The organism is Oceanisphaera sp. W20_SRM_FM3 (assembly GCF_052119705.1).
Classification (GTDB): Bacteria; Pseudomonadota; Gammaproteobacteria; order Enterobacterales; family Aeromonadaceae; genus Oceanimonas.
Genome location: NZ_JBGQOP010000026.1, coordinates 1 through 20,180 on the forward strand (window position 1 = coordinate 1; position 20,180 = coordinate 20,180).

Here is a 20,180-nt window from a genome sequence, read left to right on the forward strand (position 1 = left end):
CTAAATTTACGCTTGGTTCGGTATTGCATACACTTCCTCACTCTGAAGAAGTGTCTACTTATTCGGGGCCATTCCATCTTCATCAACATTCAAAATTAACCATTCAACATTGCGCGCAGCGCTTCCTGATGAATGCAGCTTTAACCCACCAATAAAAAAGCCAAGAGCATTATGCACTTGGCTTTAAAATGTTCAGTAATACACCTTGGGCTGAGACGTTCGCTTAGCGAGTAGGATTAGCGGCTTCTGCGGCTAAGTCTAATTCCAACAACGAATATCTGTGCTCAACAAAATCATAGACGTTGGTGGCGATGGCCAGCTTAAAATAGACTTCGGCTTGCTGTTGGTCGCCGTTATGTTGCGCTCGCTTGGCAAGATAAAAGTAGGTTTCGCATAAGCGCTCCGCCAACTCTTGATTATCCGCGCTTTCCTCGCTGATACGATTGAGTAACTGCTCTTCATCCACAGTGCCCAAATAGACATTCACTATGTCCCACGACCAATCATAGTTACCGTATTGTACTTGGTACGATTGCAAAGACTTAAGCGCAGACTTAGCGTCTATTTTTTGCAATGCCAGGTACCAGAGCAAGACGCGATACGGATCGGTCGGCTCTTCATCGAGAAACACCTTCAAATCCACTGCCGCTAATTCTGGTCGGCCACCGTAATAAAGAGCTATGCCGCGGTTTAGGTTGGCATAGGTATAATCGGGTGCCAGCTCCAGCGCTGAGTCAAAAGACTCATAGGCTTCGTCAAACTCCTGATTTTGCGTTAAATAAACACCATTGAGATTATAGGCATCGGCAAAGTCAGGTCGCTCACGAAGCGCGCGATTGAAGTCGAGACGCGCCATGGCGCGCAAACCTACACGATCGAAGATGACACCGCGCTGAAAAAATAATTCAGCACGCTGCTGTGGCGTTAAGCCTGGCGAATTTAACATTTGCCCCAAACGGGCAATTCCCAGCTCACTTTCGTATGAGACCTGCATTGGTATGGGCAGCACCAAGGTCGATTTAACGACTTGTGGCGCGCTGCAACCCAGCAATAAGCAGCTAAACAACACTAAAGGGCCGAGCATTAATCTATGGTTCAAGACGGCTCCGAACTTGTCTCATTATGAACTCATGTTATGCAGCTAACAGACGTTTGTCATGTAGCAAATGCATTTCACAATAAAAAGGGCCCGAATGGGCCCTTCAGTAAAACGCTTATGGCAGCGGATCCTGATCTGCCCCTTCCTTTTCAATCTGAGGGGGAAGCATGTGCTCACGCTTCACACCCAACATCATAGCCCAAGCACTGGCTATATAGATAGAAGAGTAAGTGCCAAAACCTATACCTAACAGCAAAGCGGTCGCAAAACCGTGAATTAGCACGCCACCTTTAAGGAACAAGGCCACGACGACTACCAAAGTGGTGGCAGAGGTGATCAAGGTTCGGCTCAGGGTATCGGTAATGGCTTCGTTAAATATCTGTACTGTACTGACCTCACGCACCCGGCGAAAGCTTTCGCGCACTCGGTCAAACACCACAATAGTATCGTTTAACGAATACCCGATCACCGTCAGCAAGGCCGCCACTATGGTCAAGTCGACTTCAATTTGAAACCACGAGAACACGCCGAGTGTAATAATCACATCGTGGGCCAGTGACACTACGGCACCCGAGGCTAAACGCCACTCAAAACGCAGCCCCACGTAAACCATGATGCACAGTAAGGCGGCCAAGATGGCTAAGCCACCCTGCTCCGCCAACTCTTTACCAATGGCCGGACCCACAAACTCAAGACGCTTCATGTCGGCAGGGTTATTGGCTTGTTGTACCGCTGCCAATACACCATCGCCTTGCTGCTGTACATCGCTGTCCGTTTGCGGCGCTAAGCGAATTAACACATCGCGGCTAGTACCAAAATTTTGTACCGTAGCGCCAACCAAACCTGCTTGCTCTAACTGCTGGCGCACCTCATCCAACTCTACCGACTGCGCAAATTCAACTTCAACAACAGTACCGCCGGTGAAATCTAAGCCCCAGTTCAGCCCTTTGGTAAACAAAGAAACAAAACACAATATGATCAATACCAAGGAAAAGACAGAAGCCGCCTTGGAATGGCTCATAAACTTAATGGGCTCGCGGGTTTTGAGGATCTCAAACATACTGTTACTTCCTCATATCGACAATTTGCTGAGACGTTTGCCGCCCCACAGCAAGTTAACTATGGCTCGGGTGCCCACTATAGCGGTGAACATGGAAGCCAAAATACCTATGATCAATGTAATGGCGAAGCCTTTAATGGGGCCCGTACCTACCGCAAATAGGATAATAGCGGTGATCAAAGTGGTAATGTTGGAGTCGGCAATGGTGCCCAGTGCCTTGTCGTAGCCCACGTGTATCGCCTGCTGTATGCCACGGCCATCTCTGATCTCTTCACGAATTCGCTCAAAAATCAGCACGTTAGCATCCACCGACATGCCCATGGTCAACACAATACCGGCAATACCGGGCAGCGTCATGGTGGCGCCTGGCACCATAGACATAACGCCGATGATAATCACCAAGTTAGCCAACAAGGCCACGTTAGCCACCAGACCAAATTTACGATAGTAGATGCCCATAAACACCACCACCGCCAGCATACCGAACAGCATCGCCATAATACCGTTTTCGATATTTTGCTTACCCAGGCTTGGGCCTATGGTGCGCTCTTCGACAATTTGAATGGGAGCGATCAAGGCACCGGCGCGCAGCAGTAAGGACAGATTTTGCGCTTCCGCCATCGAATCTATGCCGGTAATACGAAAACTACGGCCTAAACGCGATTGTATCGTGGCGACGTTAATCACTTCTTGCTGCTTGTAGAGCTGGCTTGAGCCATCCTCATTTTTCTTCTCGCCGGTTTTATACTCGGTAAATACTGTCGCCATGGAGCGGCCAACATTATCCTTCGTAAAATCCGCCATGCGGCTGCCACCGGGTGCGTCCAAGCTAATATTCACTTGCGGACGGCTAAACTCATCCATACTCGCACTGGAGTCGACGATATGCTCACCGGTCAAAATCACCCGCTTTTGCAACACCACGGCGCGGCCATTACGATCGCGCAGTAATTCGCTGTTGGCCGGCACTCGACCCGCATCGGCTGCGGCTAAGTCGGCTTGCTCATCGATTAAACGAAACTCCAAGGTGGCGGTGGCGCCCAAAATTTCTTTAGCGCGCGCCGTATCTTGAATACCGGGCAATTGTACTACGATGCGATCCGCACCTTGGCGCTGTACCAAAGGCTCGGCCACACCCAGCTCGTTCACTCGGTTACGAATAATGGTGATGTTTTGCTGTAGCGCATATTCTTTTACTTCTTTTAAGCGCTGCTCGCTCATCACAGCAAACAAACCAAAATTCTCGCCGCTGTCACGATCAGAGAACACTAAGTCTGGATAGCGGCTACGCAAATAACTTAAGCCTTGATCTCGCGTCTCGGCATCACGAAACACCACTAAGGTGCCGTCGTCTTTGCTTAATACGCCAGAATAGCGCAAGCGCTGCTCCCGCAAGTCGGTACGGAAGTCTTGAATTCGTTGTTCTTGGACGCGATTAAGTGCCTCATCCATGTCCACTTCCATCAGAAAGTGCACACCACCGCGTAAGTCCAAACCTAATTTAAGCGGGCCAGCACCTATGGCTTGTAACCAATGGGGCGTGGCGGGCGCTAGATTTAGGGCCGTGATGTATTTATCACCCAACAGCTCGGCAGCTAACTCTTTGCCTTTTAACTGATCGTCGGTATCGCGAAAACGCACCAACAATTGATTGTCTTCCAATACTGCACTTTTGATCTCTATGCCCGCCTCTGTTAAGCGCTGTTGCGTCTTAACCAGTATGTCACTCGTGACTTCAGTACCGCGGGTGCCAGATACTTGTAATGCGGGGTCTTCGCCAAATAAATTCGGTGCTGCATATAGAAAACTAATGGCGACCACGAAGATCACCATCAAGTATTTCCACAGCGGATATCGGTTTAACACGCTGTGCTCCTTTAAAGGCTTTACAGAGACTGAATAGAACCTTTAGGCAGGACGGCAGTAATAAAGTCCTTCTTAATGGTTACTTGGCTTTGCTCGCTCAAACTCAGCAACACATAATCGCTGTCGGCGGTAATTTTAGCGATTTTACCTACCAAGCCACCGTTGGTCAGCACTTCATCGCCTTTGCTCAAGGACGACATCAAGCTCTTGTGCTCTTTAACGCGCTTAGACTGAGGGCGGAAAATCATAAAGTAAAAAATCAAACCAAATACGGCCAACATGATGATCATGCTCATGCCACCATCGGCACCAGCACCACCTTGAGCGTAAGCGTTAGAGATAAAGTTCATTAGTTCCATTCCTCATTGATAATTAAACGAAAAAACAATTAAAAGATAAACATCATTAAGCGATAAATCCCTAGCAGCCAGGGCTAAGTCCTGTTCGTAACTGACAAAAAAAGCCGGCAAATAAAGCCGTTATTGCTCGTTTTCTAGCGCAGCTTGGCCCACAGGCGGAACGGCAAGTCCCCGACGCGCGTAGAAGTCTGCCACAAAGTCGTCTAATTTACCCTGCTCTATGGCGCCACGTAAACCTTCCATTACTCTTTGGTAGTAACGCAGGTTATGGATGGTGTTTAAACGCGAGCCTAAAATCTCATTACATTTGTCTAAATGATGCAAATAAGAGCGCGAGTAATTCTTACAGGTATAGCAATCGCACTCGGCGTCGAGTGGGCCTGTATCAACCTTATACTTGGCGTTACGAATTTTAACGATACCGTCTGTGGTAAATAAATGACCGTTACGGGCATTACGGGTTGGCATCACACAGTCGAACATATCTATGCCGCGGCGTACGCCTTCCACTAAGTCTTCCGGCTTGCCCACACCCATTAAGTAGCGGGGTTTATCGGCAGGAATTTTCGGACAAGTATGCTCTAATATTTTATGCATCTCAGCCTTTGGCTCACCCACCGCCAAGCCACCTATGGCATAACCGTCAAAGCCGATCTCCAGCAAGCCGGCCAAGGATTCATCGCGCAAGTCCTCGTACATACCGCCTTGCACTATGCCAAACAAAGAATTCTTATTGCCTTGCTTATCAAAATGATCCCGCGAGCGCTTGGCCCAGCGTAACGACATCTCCATCGACTTTTTCGCTTCTTCCCACGTTGCAGGGAACGGCGTGCACTCGTCCATGATCATGACCACGTCCGAGCCTAAGTCGTACTGAATTTCCATCGACACTTCGGGAGACAAGAAAATTTTATCGCCGTTTACCGGGTTGCGAAAAAACACCCCCTCTTCGGTGATGGTGCGAATGTCACCTAGGCTAAATACCTGAAAACCGCCGGAGTCGGTCAAAATTGGACCCTGCCAGTTCATAAAGTCATGCAAGTCGCCGTGCAACTTCATCACTTCTTGGCCCGGGCGCACCCAAAGGTGAAAGGTGTTGCCCAGCAAGATTTGCGCGCCTGTGGCCGTCACTTCTTCTGGGGTCATGCCTTTTACCGTGCCGTAGGTACCGACCGGCATAAAGGCTGGGGTATCAACTGCGCCGCGCTCAAACACCAAGCGGCCACGACGGGCTAAGCCGTCTGTAGTGTGCAACTCAAATTTCATGGTATTACCTCGTTACAATCAGAGAAACAGTCTGATCTTGTTTTTAACGGTGAGGGGGGAAAAGTGAGGAGTGAGGTGTAACACAGCGTCACGCCTCACCCCTTACAATTTACATCTCACGCCTCACGCTTGGTCAGCAGCATGGCATCGCCATAACTGAAGAACCGATAACGCTGCTCTATGGCTTGGCGATAGGCTTCTTTAATGTGCTCATAACCGGCAAAGGCGCTGACTAACATCATCAAGGTAGACTCGGGCAGGTGGAAGTTGGTAACCATCATGTCCACCAGCTGAAAGTCATAACCTGGATAGATAAAAATATCCGTGTCACCATAAAAAGGGGCCAACGGCTGTCCTTTGGCGAGGCTGGCTTGGGCCGCACTTTCCAAGGAGCGCACCGAAGTGGTACCCACGGCAATAATGCGGCCACCGCCTGCGCGAGTAGCATTTATCTTAGCCACAACCTCGGCCGGTACTTCTATGTATTCGGCGTGCATCTTATGATCTAGCACTTGCTCAACGCGCACCGGCTGAAAGGTGCCGGCCCCCACATGCAAGGTGACAAAAGCTAAATCGGCACCCTTGGCAACTATGGCATCCAACAGCGCTTGATCGAAATGCAGACCGGCCGTGGGGGCTGCCACCGCGCCTGGCTTCTCGTTATACACGGTTTGATAACGCTCTTTATCGGCGTCCGTATCGGGTCTGTCGATATAAGGCGGCAGTGGCATATGGCCCACGGCTTCAAGAATTTCCAGCACGGTGCGCGAGTCATTAAATTCAATTTCAAATAATGCATCGTGGCGCGCCAGCATAGTCGCTTGCACATTGGGCTCTAAAATCAGCGCAGTACCGGGTTTCGGTGACTTGGATGCGCGTACGTGAGCGAGCACTCGCTTATCGTCGAGCACCCGCTCCACCAAGATTTCAAGCTTGCCGCCACTGGCCTTGTGGCCATAAAGGCGTGCTGGGATCACGCGGGTGTTATTAAACACCAACAAGTCACCGGCATTAATCTGCCCCAACAGTTGTTGAAAATGACCATGAGTAATAGCGCCGCTATTGCCATCTACTTGTAGCAGGCGACTCGCAGTGCGCTCGCTCATCGGGTGGCGGGCTATTAAATCATCAGGGAGTTCGAAGGAAAAATCGCGGACCAGCATTACAACACCTCTTGTGTTAACGGGCGCTAGTCTAGTAAGGCACCCCCTTAGGATCAAGGCAATTCGCTATACAGAGCGGATAATGAATAATATGAGTAGATAGCCTAGGGTCTGTAGTGAGCACTGCCACATTTTATGGAACGCATCTTATAATTTGCTGGGCGCTTCTTGTAAGGTATGGCTTAAGGTGCGGCTGTTTTAAGGTCAGCCGTGTAACCATTCGGGCTTAGGCCAGATAAATAGTATGAAAGAGGGGAATGCTTATGTCCGCTATCGTTTCTGAAATTATGAGCCGCAATATTATTAGCCTACCGCCCTCGGCCACGCTGAGTGAGGCGCGCACCTTAATGCAACGCTACCATATTCGACATCTCCCCATTCTAGAAGCAGAGCAATTAGTCGGCTTGGTTAGCCAAAGAGATATCTTAGCGGCACAAGAATCTAGCCTAGAAAAAGGTCAAAACGGTCACTTTCTCGAACAACATTATGTTTCCAAGATAATGATCAAAGAGGTGGTCACCGTCAGCCCTAGGGCCGGCATTCGTGAAGCCGCTTTGCACTTACAAAAACACAAATACGGCTGCCTACCTGTGATCGACAAAGGCAAGGTGGTGGGGATTGTAACCGACAGTGATTTTGTGGCTGTGGCAATTCATTTGCTTGAAGTACTGGATGCCCAACTCGCGGAGCAACCTTTTGATGAGATGGATCCCGATGAGCTGGACTTAGCCATACCCGACTCAGAGCAAACAGAATAATGGCCAAATGAATTATCTGGCACACCTGCATTTAGCACAGCTGAGCCAGACCAGCTTGCCCGGTGCTTTATTAGGCGAGTATGCACGAGGTCACATAGACACTCAATTGAGCACTGAGCTGCAGTTGGGTATTCGGCTGCATCGTCAAATTGACAGCTATACCGATGCGCATCCGTTACACAGAGGTGCTGTGCAAGCTATGCCCAGCCCCTTTCGCCGTTATGGCGGCATTATTATGGACATGATGTTTGATCATTTCTTGGCGCGCTTTTGGCGGCATTATCATGATCAGCCGCTACTGGACTTTATTGACTATGCCCACCGGCAATTAATTCCTGACTCACAATGGCCCCCAGCTATGGTGACTTTAGTGGCGCGCATGCAGCAATATCAGCTACTCGCCAGCTATCAAACCCTAGATGGCATCACGCTCGCCATCGCCCGCATTGACCTGCGTTTTCGAAGCCCAACGCCACTGCCGCTGTGTGCGCCTTTATTACACGCACAGTATGACAATATGGAGCGCGCCTTTCTTGGCTTCTATCCCGAGCTAATGGCATTTGTGCTGGAGTGCGTGAGGCGTGAGGCGTGAGGCGTGAGGCGTGACATGATATCTGCAACAAAAAAATGGCAGCCAATTGGCTGCCATAAGGTCAGGGAACACTTACTACTTACACTTGCTTAAGTCACAACTCAAACGCTCGACTCATTGCTACTGCTCTTACTCTTGCATTTATTCTTACTACTTCACGTTTTCAAACTGGCCCATGGTGTTGTCTTTGCCGCCGGCCTTCAAGGCCGCCTCACCGGCAAAAAACTCTTTATGGTCGTCGCCAATATTAGAACCTGCCATGTCTTGGTGCTTAACGGTGGCAATGCCTTCACGGATCTCTTTACGCTGTACATCAGCCACGTAAGCCAGCATGCCGCGCTCACCAAAATATCCCTTGGCCAAATTGTCGGTGGACAAAGCGGCGGTATGATAAGTCGGCAGTGTGATCAAATGATGGAAGATACCTGCTTCGCGTGCCGAGTCGCGCTGGAAGTTCGCCGTCCACTCGTCTGCTAATTGGCCTAGCGCCGAATTATCATAATCCACGCTCATCAGCTTATCTCTGTCGTAACTAGACACATCCTTGCCTTCCGCTTGCCAAGCGTCATACACCTGTTGGCGAAAATTCAGGGTCCAGTTAAAAGATGGGCTGTTGTTGTACACCAGCTTGGCATTGGGTACCACTTGGCGAATACGATTCACCATGGCAGCAATTTGACCCACGTGCGGCTTTTCGGTTTCAATCCACAATAAGTCGGCACCGTGTTGCAGGCTGGCAATACAGTCCATGACAACCCTATCTTCGCCTGAGTCTTCTTTAAACTGAAACAGGCCCGAGGCCAAACGCTTAGGTTTCACTAACTGACCGTTTTGCTTGATCACCACATCACCATTGTTGATGTCGTCGGCGTTGTTAATGATGTCACCATCGATAAAGCTGTTGTATTGATCGCCCAAGTCGCCCGGCTTATTGGTGACAGCAATTTGCTTGGTCAGACCGGCACCCAAAGAGTCGGTGCGCGCCACTATTACGCCATCGTCAACACCCAGCTCTAAAAACGCCAGACGTACCGCATTAATTTTCGATAAGAAGTCGGCGTGGGGTACCGTCACTTTGCCATCTTGGTGGCCACATTGCTTTTCATCAGACACTTGGTTTTCTAACTGAATACAGCAAGCACCGGCTTCAATCATCTTCTTGGCCAGCAGATAGGTGGCTTCATCATTACCAAAACCCGCATCTATATCGGCAATAATAGGCACCACGTGAGTTTGGTGGTTATCGATTTGCGCTTGCAGATCACGCATCTTAATCCCATCATCCGCCGTCTCGGCGGCTTCTAGATCACGGAATAGATGATTCAGCTCCCACGCATCGGCTTGGCGTAAGAAGGTATACAGTTCGGTAATTAAGTCTGGCACTGCTGTTTTTTCGTGCATAGATTGATCAGGCAAGGGGCCAAACTGTGAGCGTAGTGCCGCCACCATCCAGCCTGACAAGTACAAGTAACGACGCTCTGTGCTGCCGAAATGTTTCTTAATAGAAATCATCTTTTGCTGGCCAATAAAGCCGTGCCAGCAGCCCAGTGATTGAGTGTATTTAGTGTTGTCTTGGTCGTAATTAGCCATGTCGGCACGCATGATTTTGGCCGTGTACTTAGCAATATCTAACCCAGTTTTAAATTTATTTTGGGTACGCATACGCGCCGCATGCTCAGGCTTAATGGCGCCCCAAGTAGGATGTTGTTTAAGTAAAGAGGTCAGTGCATCAAGTTCGCTTGCGTATGGCATAGTGTTCGTCCTTTATGAAACTATCGATTAAAACACCTAACTTTTGTCTTTTAGGTATCTTTAAAACAGATCGCTTTAACCCTGTGATCCTGTCGTTCAAGCGACTTAGCCGTCATTTTATAATCGTTTCCGTTTATTCTTAGCTAGATTGAAATGTTATTTTGCAATGCATTACTAATCTTAATTTGAGTAATAAATGACAGAAGATCAAGCTACGCCCTAACAGAACCGCAACACAGCTCACATAAAAGCGCCATTATCACCGAAAACTGCCACTAAAGTATGATTTGAAACTGAACTGCGACTAAGCCTGCGATAGCCAAACCAAACCTAAACCGGAACAAAAACCACAGCAAAACAGGCGCCAAGCCGCTTAACTGTAGATTAAATTTTATGATTTCAGGAAAAATATTTTAGTTATTGTAAATTCTCCCTTCCTTAACTTATGTGCTTATTTGCTATAAAGGCAGTTGTACAGGGCCACTGCTTGTCAGTTTTTATCTCTTATTAATCGTCACTGGCATGGTACTGAAGGCTAAAAAATTATGCTGCACAGCAAAATAGGCAAGATTAATGAGACTTGGCTTGCATAAACTTCACCTTTTTTATTAACGGCATTGTCAGCCGCTGCGTTATCGAGGCCTCCCTCGCCTTCCACAATAACCATAGTTTTTGACTATCAATCCAATAGAAAGTAACAACTTAACTTTAGCAATGCCGCCCCCTAGTATGGTCAACGTTCCCAAGGCAATCGCCTCTTATTTAGCAAACTAAGCCCATCAATATTAAGGAATTAAATTATGTCTGTAGCTATCAATACTGAAATCAAACCTTTCGTTGCCCAAGCCTTTCATCAAGGTAAATTTGTTGAAGTCAGCGAGGCAAATCTTAAAGGTAAGTGGTCAGTGGTGTTCTTCTACCCTGCCGACTTCACCTTTGTATGCCCCACCGAGCTGGGTGACATAGCAGACCATTACGCCGAACTGCAAACCATGGGCGTAGAAGTGTTCTCTGTGTCCACCGACACCCACTTCACCCATAAAGCGTGGCACGACAGCTCAGACACTATAGGTAAAATTCAGTACTACATGGTCGGCGACCAAAGCGGCACCATCACCAATAACTTTGGTGTGATGCGTGAAGGCCAAGGCTTGGCGGACCGTGCCACTTTTATTATCGACCCACAGGGCATTATTCAAGCCATTGAGGTGACGGCTGAAGGCATTGGTCGTAACGCAGAAGACTTATTGCGCAAACTAAAAGCCGCCCAATACGTAGCCGCTCACCCAGGTGAAGTGTGCCCTGCTAAATGGCAGGAAGGCGAAGCCACACTGGCACCGTCATTAGACTTAGTCGGCAAAATCTAACTCGCTTTAAGACCCTAACGCTTGCTCGGCAGTCAGACTGCCGAGCTCTTTTATCGCTAACACACAGGACACGACTATGTTAGATGCCAACTTAAAAACTCAACTGGACGCTTACTTAAAAAACATCGTCTCGCCCATCACCATCAGCGTGTCCAGTGACCAGAGCCCTAAGGGCCAAGAATTATTGACGTTGGCGAGCGAGATCAGCCAGCTCTCCAGCGATATCAACTTGCAACACGTAAACGCTAAGCGCACCCCCAGCATGGGCATCGCCGCAGCAGGCCAAACGCCACGCATTCATTTTGCCGGTATCCCCATGGGCCATGAATTTACTTCATTAGTGTTGGCCCTGCTGCAAACCGGCGGCCATCCGTCGAAGGTGACGCCCGAGCTGCAACAACAAGTGCGTGCGCTCTCAGGCGAATATCACTTTGAAACTTATATTTCGTTATCTTGCCAAAACTGCCCTGATGTTGTGCAAGCGCTGAATTTAATGGCCACCTTGAATCCTAATATCACACACGTGATGATAGACGGCGCCCTGTTTCAAGAAGAAGTAGCCGATCGCCAAGTGATGGCGGTGCCCGCCGTATATATGAATGGCGAGCACTTTGGCCAAGGCCGCATGAGCCTTGAAGAAATTATCAATAAATTAGATACGGGGTTAGCCGAGCGCCAAGCGGCTCAGTTAAATGAACAAGCACCATTTGATGTCTTAGTGGTGGGTGGCGGTCCGGCCGGTGCGGCGGCGGCGATTTATGCGGCGCGTAAAGGCATTCGTACGGCTCTGGTGGCCGAGCGCTTTGGCGGCCAAGTGCAAGATACCATGGGCATAGAAAACTTTATTTCCGTGCCCTACACCGAAGGCCCCAAGTTAGTGGCAAGCCTAGAGCAGCACGTAAAAGAATACGGCGTGGAGATCATTACGAATCAGCGCGTGGCTAACATTACAACCAACCCGGACCAAGCAGGCTTACTGGTACCCTTAGCCAGTGGCGCCACACTTAAGAGCCGCGCTGTGGTCTTGGCCACAGGTGCCCGCTGGCGAGAGCTGAACGTGCCCGGTGAACAAGAATATCGCAATAAAGGCGTGGCCTATTGCCCACACTGTGACGGCCCTTTCTACAAAGGCAAACGCGTGGCTGTGGTGGGAGGCGGTAATTCTGGCATAGAAGCGGCGATAGACTTGGCCGGCATAGTGGAGCACGTCACCGTATTGGAGTTTGGCGATTCTTTGCGCGCCGACGAGGTGCTGCAACGCAAAGCCCGATCTTTGCCTAATGTCGACATTATTACTCACGCCCAAACCACAGAGGTGGTGGGCGACGGCAATAAAGTCAGCAGCTTACACTACATAGACAGAGTCAGTGGCGAGCAACGCCAGTTAAGCTTGGCGGGTATTTTCGTGCAGATTGGTTTGGTACCGAATACGGAGTTCCTGGAAGGCTCGGCCGTCGAGCTGACCCACTTTGGCGAAGTCATTATCGATGCCAAGGGTGCCACCTCACTACCCGGCGTATTTGCCGCCGGCGATGCCACTACCGTGCCTTATAAGCAAATCGTGATTGCCATGGGTGCCGGTGCCACCGCCGCCTTAAGTGCCTTCGATCACTTGATTAGGTCTTAATTATTTGTGAGGGGTAAAGGGTGAGGAGTGAGGCGAAAAACACCGAACATTAGGTTGGGTTATCGCCTCACGATTTACGCCTCTCCCCTCACATTTACTTAACCAATTGTGACTTCAAGTTAGGTGGCAGACCTTGGATAACCAAGGTATCTGTATTAGCGTCGTACTGAATGCGCTCACCGAGCAGTTTTTGGTCGAAACTAATGGTTAAGCCACCGCCTGAGCCTACGTACTTAGTCAGACCTTTGAGGGCCGAGCGGTCCACCGGAAACTTATCTTCCAGCTGATACTCGTCGCTCACAAACTGGTAAAAGTCCAAGTCATTGTCGGTACCCATCTCGGCGGACAACTCGCGCAGCTCCAGCTCTTCGCCTTCTTTTAACTGCTCGCGGCAGTATTTATTCACCAGCGCCTTACTTTCGAGCTTCTCGGCAGGGCTTAATTGGCGCGCTTCACAAAATTCATCCACCGCTTTCAGCAACCCTTGGCTTTGTGCCTTGGGATCCATGCCTTCTACGCAGGATAAGAAGTTTAAGAAGAAATCAGAAACCTTGCGCCCGGCTCGCCCCTTAATAAAGGAGAAGTAGCGCTTAGATTCGGGGCGAATGCGTAGCTCAGTTAAATCTAGGCGTGCGGCTAACTGCATCTTACCCAAGTCTAAGTAGCTGGCGTGACTCACTTCTAACTTTTCAGTCACGGTCACGCTGTCTTTATTATCTAACAGCGCGATCAGTAAATAATGGGCGCCTAACCACTGGTAGCGCACAAAAATCAACACGCCTTGCTCGCTCATATCGAGTCGTTTTAGTTCGCTAAGTAAGCGAGCACTTGCCTGATGACTAAAGGCGGCAAACGTCAGGCTTTGGTCTTCGACGCGCCGTACCAGATCACGAAAGCTGTCGTCTTCGTCATTGAAATAGCCAAAGATCTTGCCCGCTTTGGTGTTGTAAATATGATGCAGCTCGGCCATCAAATGATTAACCGCCGGCCCCGTGGCCAGATCATCCTCACGCGTGGCAAGCTGGGTTTGACCCTGCTCATCCAAAAAGAGGGAATGTACTATGATGTGTTCTATGTCCAAGCTCATAACAGATTGCCGTAGAGTTGCCTGATGGGGTGGGGTATTATAGCCGTCCTGTTATCAAGATACATGATTGAACTTCTATGCCTGTTATTTCCAAGTATGAAAAAGAATTTGACCAGCTATTAAGCGAACTCGAAGCCGTGATGGATAAGCATTTGGCGCCGGCCGACTTACGCTTAATGGTATTAGGTAATTTGGCGACCCATATTATTAATCACCAAATTGCCCCCGGTCGACGCAAAGCCATCGCCGATAAGTTTGCCAAGGTGTTAACCGCGTCGGTAGACACCCAGAAAGGGGCTCACTAAGAGCCTTATTTTATCGCTATCGCTTGAATCTGGCCGAAGGCTAGCCGTCTCTGTTAACGAAACTGCCTAATTATGCTCAAAACTGGTCACCTCTATCGCGACAATGTTTCTCACCTTATTGGCTGGGGACACTGGTTAGTCTTCTTTAACGTGCTGCTCGCCATGTTGGTGGCTAGCCGTTTCTTGTGGATCGCCGGCTGGCCTGACACCATGCTCGGTAGCTTCTATTTGCTGATCAGCTGGGCGGGACATTTCGCGTTTTTGACCTTTTTTACCTATCTGCTGACACTGTTTCCGCTGACCTTTCTGTTTCCTAATTTGCGCACCTTGCAGTGGCTGGCCGCCGCCATTGCCACCACCGGCCTCACCCTACTGCTGGTAGACTCGCAAGTCTTTAGCCTGTTTAAGTTTCACCTTAACCCGACGGTGTGGCGATTATTATTAGAACAAGCACAAACCGAGCAAGCCTCGGGTTGGGGTTGGTTGTTTGTGTGGGTGCCGGTCATATTCTTATTTGAGCTGTGGCTCGCCGGCTGGTTGTGGCGCTGGAGCCAACGCCGCCGGCGCTCGCTAACGTGTCCATTAGCGGTGCCGCTGTTGGTGTGCTTTTTTCTGACCCACAGCCTGCACATTTGGGCAGATGCCTATGTGTATACGCCAATTACCGAGCAAAAGGCCGACTTCCCGCTGTCCTACCCCATGACCGCCAAACGCTTCTTGATCAAGCAAGGCTGGCTGGACGAAGACCAGTACAAAGAGTTATCTAAGCAAACGCCTGATAGCGCTAAGCGTAAGCTCAACTACCCGCTGCGCCCGCTCGTGGTGAACGCACCTGAGCTGGCACCCAATATTTTGCTGGTGGTGGTTGATGGCTTGCGCGCCGATCAGCTCGATGCCATTACCATGCCAAACCTCAATCGTTTTGCCGATCGCCATTTACGCTTTAACAATCACTTGAGTGCCGGCAACGAGACCCAAACGTCACTATTTAGCCTCTTCTATAGCTTACCGGGCCGTTACCAGCGCGATGCCGAGCAAGAGGGCATGGCGCCATTATTGATCGGCGAATTACAACGCCAAGATTATCGTTTTGGCCTATTTGCCAGCGGCGGCTTAGAAAAGCCTGTCTATCAAAAGGCGATTTTTTCCTCATTACGCCACAGCGCACTTACCCCGACTCAAGGTGGCGCTAGCGGCGACAGTCAAAGCGTCGCCGAATTTAATAGCTGGTTGGCACAACAAGATGAGTTACGGCCTTGGTTTTCATTTATCTACTTAGATGCGATTAATGAACTCGACCTGCCCGAGGGCATGACGGGCCCATTTCAGCCCTCATTAACGCAGATTAATCCGGCTGAGCCCTATCAAAATAGCGAGCGCGAGGCGCTGTTTAACCGCTATCGTAATTCGGTGTTTTATACGGATCGCCTACTTGGACAGCTATTATCGTTACCGCAGCCTGCCGTAGATGGCCTAGATAAGCAGCGCGACACTATTATTATTGTGACCGCCGGCCACGGCATGGAATTTAACGATTACGATAATAATATTTGGGGCTCAGGCAACGCCTACTCTTTAGCTCAGCTGCATGTGCCCTTAGTGATTGATTGGCCTGGCCGCGAACAGCCCATGCGCTTTGATTATCCGACCAGTCAACTGGACTTAGTGCCGAGCTTGATGCGCCAAGCCTTAGGCGTACAAAGCCCAGCACGCACTTACAGCACAGGCCAATCACTATTTAAAGCCGATGCGGATCGCTGGCGCTTAGCGTCAGACGAAGATGAATATGCGATTTATCAGCATGATGACATAACGCTATTTAATCGCCGTGGCGACATGCAGTTGTTACGCGCCAAAGACTACCGCCAAGAGTCCGATGGCAGCCCAGAATTATCATTATTGCTGCAAGTGATGAGCGACTTAAATCGTTTTCAGGGCAAGTAGCGTGAGGCGTGAGGCGTGAGGCGTGAGGCGTGAGGCGTGAGGCGTGAGGCGTGAGGCGTGAGGATAATACGACCGTCTTTACGTCAGTCAACACTGTTTATATCTTGGCTGCCAAATATAATGCGCCCATAAAAAAACACCGAACTTTTCAGTTCGGTGTTTTTTACTGCAAGCTGGTTTGACGCGGTTATTACTGTGCGTCTAACAGGCGGCGAGATTGCCAGTAGCGGGTGCGCCAATACACGTTATCTAACCGTGAAATGGTGACTCCGGCACTGGACGAAGCATGGGCAAACTTACCCTCGCCAACATATACGCCGTTGTGCTGAGTGCGTCCGGTGCGAAAAAACACCAAATCGCCGGGCTGCAACTCTTGCTGACTAATCTCTCGGCCCAACTCTACTTGCTCATAAGTACTACGGGGCAATTGCATACCGTACGCTTCTTGATACATGTTGCGCGTAAACGCCGAGCAGTCCATACCGTTTTCATCTACACCACCAAAGCGGTAAGGCGTGCCTTGCCATTTTTTATACACTTGATGCAAGTTACGCACCGCACCAGGAGCCAATCTTGGATTACGCTTCATCGGTGCCGTACTGATACTGTAAGTTAGGGAAGAAGTGGGCTTGTTTGCAACCAACTTTTTTCCTGACTCTTGCTTTGGGCTGCTACTGCAACCGGCAATAAGCAATAAGCCGCTAAGAATAATTACCTTTTTCATAAGAATAATGGCAACCAGTTGTTAATAGGATTGGTGTTAACAATAATGGGCATTAATAGTAATAAATTTCGACCGACCGATAGTAGTGCAAAAGATAGGGACTTTGCAAAAATAATATGAATAAAAACAAGGTTATTTTTAACCAATTACTCGTTTGTGATGCAGATCACCTGATGCTGCCAGCAGATGCCTATGGCTCCTTATCAGGTTCAGAGCGGCTTCGACTGGCACAAATAGCGAATGCCCAGCAGGCCAAACTGTTCTTGCTCGGTCGCTACCTGGTGCGTCAACTCTTGGCGAGCGCAATGCAATTAACGCCGCAGCAGATCCCCATTGCTATCAATCACAAGGGTAAACCTAGCCTACTGATGCCCAATTCGATAGCGACTGACTGGTATTTTAATATCAGCCATACTGGCAGCCTGTTGGCGCTGGCTATCGGTAATCAGGCTCCTTTGGGCGTGGATTTAGAGTCACGCCTGTTATCGAGTGCGCAAATACAGCGCCTAGCGAAACGCTACTTTAATGAAAAAGAACAAGTCTGGCTGGCTCAGCACCCAGATCCCGCCCATTTTTTACGGTTATGGACCCTAAAAGAAGCCGTGCTCAAGGCCCATGGCAGCGGCATTGCCAATAACTTAAATGCCGTGCACTGGTTGCCCTATCAGGCTCATGCCCTGTTTGGCGAGCAGCGCTATCAATTGCAGCATTTTTTATTGTCTCACTCACCCATAGCTCAAGACAAAGAACCAAGTCGTCTGACGCTGGCCATTCAAACTGAGCACGCAGCCCCCTTAACGCTGCTCAAGGTGGCGGATTTAGGACTCATGCTTGAAATTAACGGCCCGCAGCCCAATTTGTATGTAAGTCAGTAGCATGTAAGGCATATCAAGTTATACCCTTACCCCATTCTTTGCTCACTCTTTCTCAGCGAGACGCGTATCTATGATAGTTGACATCAATGTACAGAATTTTCAGCAAGCATTAATTGACGCCTCCATGACCAAAACCGTGGTGATCTTCTTTCATGCCGAAGCTGTGCCCGAATGCCAAGCCATGAGTCCAGTATTGGAAAGACTGATTGGCAGCAATCATGCTCAGCTGGATCTAGCTCGCGTCGACGTTGCCGATCCCCAGCTGCAAAGCCTAGCCTCGCAATTAGGACTGCGTGCCTTGCCCGCTATGGTGGCGTTTAAAGATGGCCAGCCAGTCGATGTACTCGAAGGTCCGCAAGATGAAACGGCCATTACACACTTCTTGGCGCCCTATCAGCCCAATGAGGCCGATCTACTGCTAGATGAAGCCAAACAGACGCTAGGCACAGACCCACAAGCGGCTTATGGCCTGTTGCAGCAAGCGCGAGCGTTAGATGACAGCGCCGCCATTCGTCTCTACTTAGCAGAAGCGGCGTTGGCTTTAAATAAGCTGGAAGAAACCAAGCAGTTGCTCGCCACTATCGGCATGATTGACCAAGACAGCCAATATCAGCATATTTTGGCGCGCTTGGAGCTAGCAGAAGAAGCCGCCGATAGCCCAGCAATACGCGAATTAGAGCAAAAGTTGGCGGCAGAGCCGGACTCTTTAAGCTTAAAAGAAGAGTTAGCCATACAGCTATTTCAAGCCGGTCGCCAAGAAGAAGCGCTGCAATTACTGGTTAGCGTCTTGCAAACCGACTTGGCCTTTGGTGATGCCAGAAAGCACTTCTTAGACATGTTAGTCACGCTGGGCGCCGACCCCATAGCATCGACCTATCGTCGCAAGCTATATAGTATGCTTTACTGATTTATGGTGAGGAGTGAGGCGAGAGGTGTAAGATGTTTTCTTTCGCCTTTACTCCTCACTCTTTACACCTCTCTCCTCACCACATCATCACCAATTACTGGCGATCACTAAGATAACCAATAACGGGCAGACCAGGCGCACGTAGGTGGGCCAGATCCGCCAAAACAGGCTGCTAGACAGTTCAGGCGTGCCTTGTACCAACTCTTCGAATAACTTAGCGCGGCCCCACATCCAGCCCCCAAGCAGCACAAAACCCAAACCCACTAACGGCTGAATTTGCTGGGTCGACAGGCGAATAACGAAGCCAAATAAGCTGCCAAAATTAAGACAAATAATCACGCTCAATACCGCAAGCCCTGAACCCAACAGCCAGGTCATTAACGGCCTAGAAGCCTTAAAGCGCTCAGTGCTATAGGACACGGGCACTTCCAGCATAGAGATAGAGGAAGTGAGTGCCGCTATGCCCATCAGCATAAAAAATACCAAAGACATCACTAAGCCCGTCGGCCCCATGGTCTCAAACAGTGCGGGTAACACGGTAAAAACTAAGGTATCTGAGTCCAATAAGCTGCCGTCATCGGCAAAGATAGTCACCCCATTCTTCATCGCCACAAACATGGCCGGCAAAATCACCAAGCCCGCCAAAAACGCCACGCCGGTATCGAGCAAGGTAATTTGCAGCGCGGTGCGCGGAATATTTTCTTGCTTACTCAGGTAAGAGCCATACATCAACATGGAGCACCCGCCTATGGTCAGCGAGAAAAATGCCTGCCCCATGGCACTGACTAATAACTTAGGCTCCAACACTTTACTGAAATCCGGCACTAAATAATGTTTTAGGCCGGCCATGGCACCCTCTTGGGTGAGGATGTAAAAAAACAACACCAAGAACAGCACAAACAAAGCCGGCATCAACCGCGCCGACCAGCGCTCTATGCCGTTGCGTACCCCGGCTTGCACCACCAAAATGGTCAGCAAATAGAAAATCAAGGTGCCCACAATGTTACGGCCCAAGCCAAAGGCTTGCAGCCACTCGGTGGCAGTGTCCCAACCCAAGATGCGCGTTAGGGCCGCCGCCAAGAAGGCCAGCAACCAACCGGCCACTATGGCATAAAAGGTCAGCACTAGGCTCGGCACCAGCATACCCACATACCCCACAGCGCCTGCGAGTGTCTTTTGCAGTGAGGTACGGCCCAGTTTGCGTACCGAGTCCACGGGATTAGCTTGGCCGTAGCGGCCAATAGCCACTTCCATCACCAGCATGGGGAAACCCAGCAGCATCACTAACAGTAAATACGCCAATAAAAAGGCGCCCCCGCCATTACTGGCCGCTTGGGTGGGGAAACCCCAAATATTACCAAGGCCGACCGCAGCACCGGCGGCAGCCATGATAAAACCAAAGCGTGAGCCAAAGTGTTCTCTCACTGTG

Annotated in this window: 18 protein-coding genes; 8 read left to right on the forward strand and 10 right to left on the reverse strand. The window is 49.8% G+C overall.

The genetic code is table 11. The features are described from left to right. Positions 1-223: 223 nt before the first annotated feature. The 6 genes from nlpI to queA all read right to left on the reverse strand — a co-directional run bounded on the left by nlpI (position 224) and on the right by queA (position 6,813). Complete coding sequence (gene nlpI, locus ACEN2G_RS12270) at positions 224-1,099, reverse strand: lipoprotein NlpI (RefSeq protein WP_442021932.1); 876 nt, start codon at positions 1,097-1,099, stop codon at positions 224-226. A gap of 115 nt (positions 1,100-1,214) precedes the next feature. Then, positions 1,215-2,159, reverse strand: coding sequence for a protein translocase subunit SecF (gene secF / locus ACEN2G_RS12275; protein ID WP_442021934.1), 945 nt, complete (start codon positions 2,157-2,159; stop codon positions 1,215-1,217). Positions 2,160-2,171: 12 nt separating this feature from the next. After that, entirely contained in the window at positions 2,172-4,025 is a 1,854-nt protein-coding gene (secD, locus tag ACEN2G_RS12280; protein ID WP_442021936.1) for a protein translocase subunit SecD, read from the reverse strand. 20 nt (positions 4,026-4,045) lie between these two features. Next, positions 4,046-4,375 (reverse strand): preprotein translocase subunit YajC, encoded by a 330-nt coding sequence (gene yajC / locus ACEN2G_RS12285; protein WP_442021938.1) that lies wholly within the window; start codon positions 4,373-4,375, stop codon positions 4,046-4,048. A gap of 129 nt (positions 4,376-4,504) precedes the next feature. Then, complete coding sequence (gene tgt, locus ACEN2G_RS12290) at positions 4,505-5,650, reverse strand: tRNA guanosine(34) transglycosylase Tgt (protein WP_442021940.1); 1,146 nt, start codon at positions 5,648-5,650, stop codon at positions 4,505-4,507. Between the two features lie 116 nt (positions 5,651-5,766). After that, positions 5,767-6,813: a tRNA preQ1(34) S-adenosylmethionine ribosyltransferase-isomerase QueA gene (queA, locus tag ACEN2G_RS12295; protein ID WP_442021942.1), complete on the reverse strand. Its 1,047-nt coding sequence runs from the start codon at positions 6,811-6,813 to the stop codon at positions 5,767-5,769. A 263-nt stretch (positions 6,814-7,076) separates the two neighbouring features. On the opposite strand from queA, the gene ACEN2G_RS12300 reads away from it, so the two are divergent. After that, entirely contained in the window at positions 7,077-7,571 is a 495-nt protein-coding gene (locus ACEN2G_RS12300; RefSeq protein WP_442021944.1) for a CBS domain-containing protein, read from the forward strand. A 7-nt stretch (positions 7,572-7,578) separates the two neighbouring features. Continuing rightward, a complete protein-coding gene (locus ACEN2G_RS12305) occupies positions 7,579-8,163 on the forward strand; it encodes an ACP phosphodiesterase (RefSeq protein WP_442021946.1) in 585 nt (194 codons plus the stop codon). 150 nt (positions 8,164-8,313) lie between these two features. Here the strand turns inward: ACEN2G_RS12305 and ACEN2G_RS12310 are convergent, their stop codons facing one another. Beyond that, a complete protein-coding gene (locus ACEN2G_RS12310) occupies positions 8,314-9,915 on the reverse strand; it encodes an isocitrate lyase (RefSeq protein ID WP_442021948.1) in 1,602 nt (533 codons plus the stop codon). Positions 9,916-10,715: 800 nt separating this feature from the next. Here ACEN2G_RS12310 and ahpC point away from each other — a divergent pair. Both ahpC and ahpF read left to right on the forward strand, forming a co-directional pair. Further along, positions 10,716-11,282 carry an alkyl hydroperoxide reductase subunit C gene (gene ahpC / locus ACEN2G_RS12315; protein WP_442021950.1) on the forward strand — a complete coding sequence of 189 codons (567 nt, stop codon included), beginning with the start codon at positions 10,716-10,718 and terminating at the stop codon, positions 11,280-11,282. A gap of 76 nt (positions 11,283-11,358) precedes the next feature. Beyond that, complete coding sequence (ahpF, locus tag ACEN2G_RS12320; protein WP_442021952.1) at positions 11,359-12,909, forward strand: alkyl hydroperoxide reductase subunit F; 1,551 nt, start codon at positions 11,359-11,361, stop codon at positions 12,907-12,909. 94 nt (positions 12,910-13,003) lie between these two features. On the opposite strand, the gene yejK is transcribed toward ahpF, so the two are convergent. Next, on the reverse strand, positions 13,004-13,996 hold the full coding sequence (gene yejK, locus ACEN2G_RS12325) for a nucleoid-associated protein YejK (RefSeq protein WP_442021954.1): 993 nt from the start codon (positions 13,994-13,996) through the stop codon (positions 13,004-13,006). A gap of 77 nt (positions 13,997-14,073) precedes the next feature. Between yejK and ACEN2G_RS12330 the strand changes: the two genes are divergently transcribed. After that, positions 14,074-14,301: a DUF1414 domain-containing protein gene (locus tag ACEN2G_RS12330; RefSeq protein ID WP_442021956.1), complete on the forward strand. Its 228-nt coding sequence runs from the start codon at positions 14,074-14,076 to the stop codon at positions 14,299-14,301. Positions 14,302-14,373: 72 nt separating this feature from the next. Next, positions 14,374-16,245 carry a DUF3413 domain-containing protein gene (locus ACEN2G_RS12335; RefSeq protein ID WP_442021958.1) on the forward strand — a complete coding sequence of 624 codons (1,872 nt, stop codon included), beginning with the start codon at positions 14,374-14,376 and terminating at the stop codon, positions 16,243-16,245. 190 nt (positions 16,246-16,435) lie between these two features. Here ACEN2G_RS12335 and ACEN2G_RS12340 read toward each other — a convergent pair whose 3' ends face one another. Next, the gene (locus ACEN2G_RS12340) at positions 16,436-16,969 is read right to left on the reverse strand and encodes a C40 family peptidase (protein WP_442021960.1); all 534 of its coding nucleotides are present in this window, start codon (positions 16,967-16,969) and stop codon (positions 16,436-16,438) included. A gap of 116 nt (positions 16,970-17,085) precedes the next feature. Between ACEN2G_RS12340 and ACEN2G_RS12345 the strand changes: the two genes are divergently transcribed. Beyond that, a complete protein-coding gene (locus tag ACEN2G_RS12345) occupies positions 17,086-17,844 on the forward strand; it encodes a 4'-phosphopantetheinyl transferase family protein (protein ID WP_442021962.1) in 759 nt (252 codons plus the stop codon). Positions 17,845-17,914: 70 nt separating this feature from the next. Continuing rightward, on the forward strand, positions 17,915-18,751 hold the full coding sequence (locus ACEN2G_RS12350; protein ID WP_442021964.1) for a tetratricopeptide repeat protein: 837 nt from the start codon (positions 17,915-17,917) through the stop codon (positions 18,749-18,751). An 87-nt stretch (positions 18,752-18,838) separates the two neighbouring features. Here ACEN2G_RS12350 and ACEN2G_RS12355 read toward each other — a convergent pair whose 3' ends face one another. After that, entirely contained in the window at positions 18,839-20,176 is a 1,338-nt protein-coding gene (locus ACEN2G_RS12355) for a sodium-dependent transporter (RefSeq protein ID WP_442021966.1), read from the reverse strand. Positions 20,177-20,180 lie beyond the last annotated feature (4 nt).

Bases quoted from the DNA above. Each gene is read 5' to 3' on its own strand.
- secF (WP_442021934.1), bottom strand. From the start codon at position 2,159: ATGTTTGAGATCCTCAAAACCCGCGAGCCCATTAAGTTTATGAGCCAT.
- ACEN2G_RS12300 (WP_442021944.1), top strand. From the start codon at position 7,077: ATGTCCGCTATCGTTTCTGAAATTATGAGCCGCAATATTATTAGCCTA.
- ahpC (WP_442021950.1), top strand. From the start codon at position 10,716: ATGTCTGTAGCTATCAATACTGAAATCAAACCTTTCGTTGCCCAAGCC.
- ACEN2G_RS12335 (WP_442021958.1), top strand. From the start codon at position 14,374: ATGCTCAAAACTGGTCACCTCTATCGCGACAATGTTTCTCACCTTATT.
- queA (WP_442021942.1), bottom strand. From the start codon at position 6,813: ATGCTGGTCCGCGATTTTTCCTTCGAACTCCCTGATGATTTAATAGCC.
- ACEN2G_RS12305 (WP_442021946.1), top strand. From the start codon at position 7,579: ATGAATTATCTGGCACACCTGCATTTAGCACAGCTGAGCCAGACCAGC.
- ACEN2G_RS12345 (WP_442021962.1), top strand. From the start codon at position 17,086: ATGAATAAAAACAAGGTTATTTTTAACCAATTACTCGTTTGTGATGCA.
- ACEN2G_RS12330 (WP_442021956.1), top strand. From the start codon at position 14,074: ATGCCTGTTATTTCCAAGTATGAAAAAGAATTTGACCAGCTATTAAGC.
- ahpF (WP_442021952.1), top strand. From the start codon at position 11,359: ATGTTAGATGCCAACTTAAAAACTCAACTGGACGCTTACTTAAAAAAC.
- yejK (WP_442021954.1), bottom strand. From the start codon at position 13,996: ATGAGCTTGGACATAGAACACATCATAGTACATTCCCTCTTTTTGGAT.
- ACEN2G_RS12340 (WP_442021960.1), bottom strand. From the start codon at position 16,969: ATGAAAAAGGTAATTATTCTTAGCGGCTTATTGCTTATTGCCGGTTGC.
- ACEN2G_RS12350 (WP_442021964.1), top strand. From the start codon at position 17,915: ATGATAGTTGACATCAATGTACAGAATTTTCAGCAAGCATTAATTGAC.
- ACEN2G_RS12310 (WP_442021948.1), bottom strand. From the start codon at position 9,915: ATGCCATACGCAAGCGAACTTGATGCACTGACCTCTTTACTTAAACAA.
- tgt (WP_442021940.1), bottom strand. From the start codon at position 5,650: ATGAAATTTGAGTTGCACACTACAGACGGCTTAGCCCGTCGTGGCCGC.
- yajC (WP_442021938.1), bottom strand. From the start codon at position 4,375: ATGAACTTTATCTCTAACGCTTACGCTCAAGGTGGTGCTGGTGCCGAT.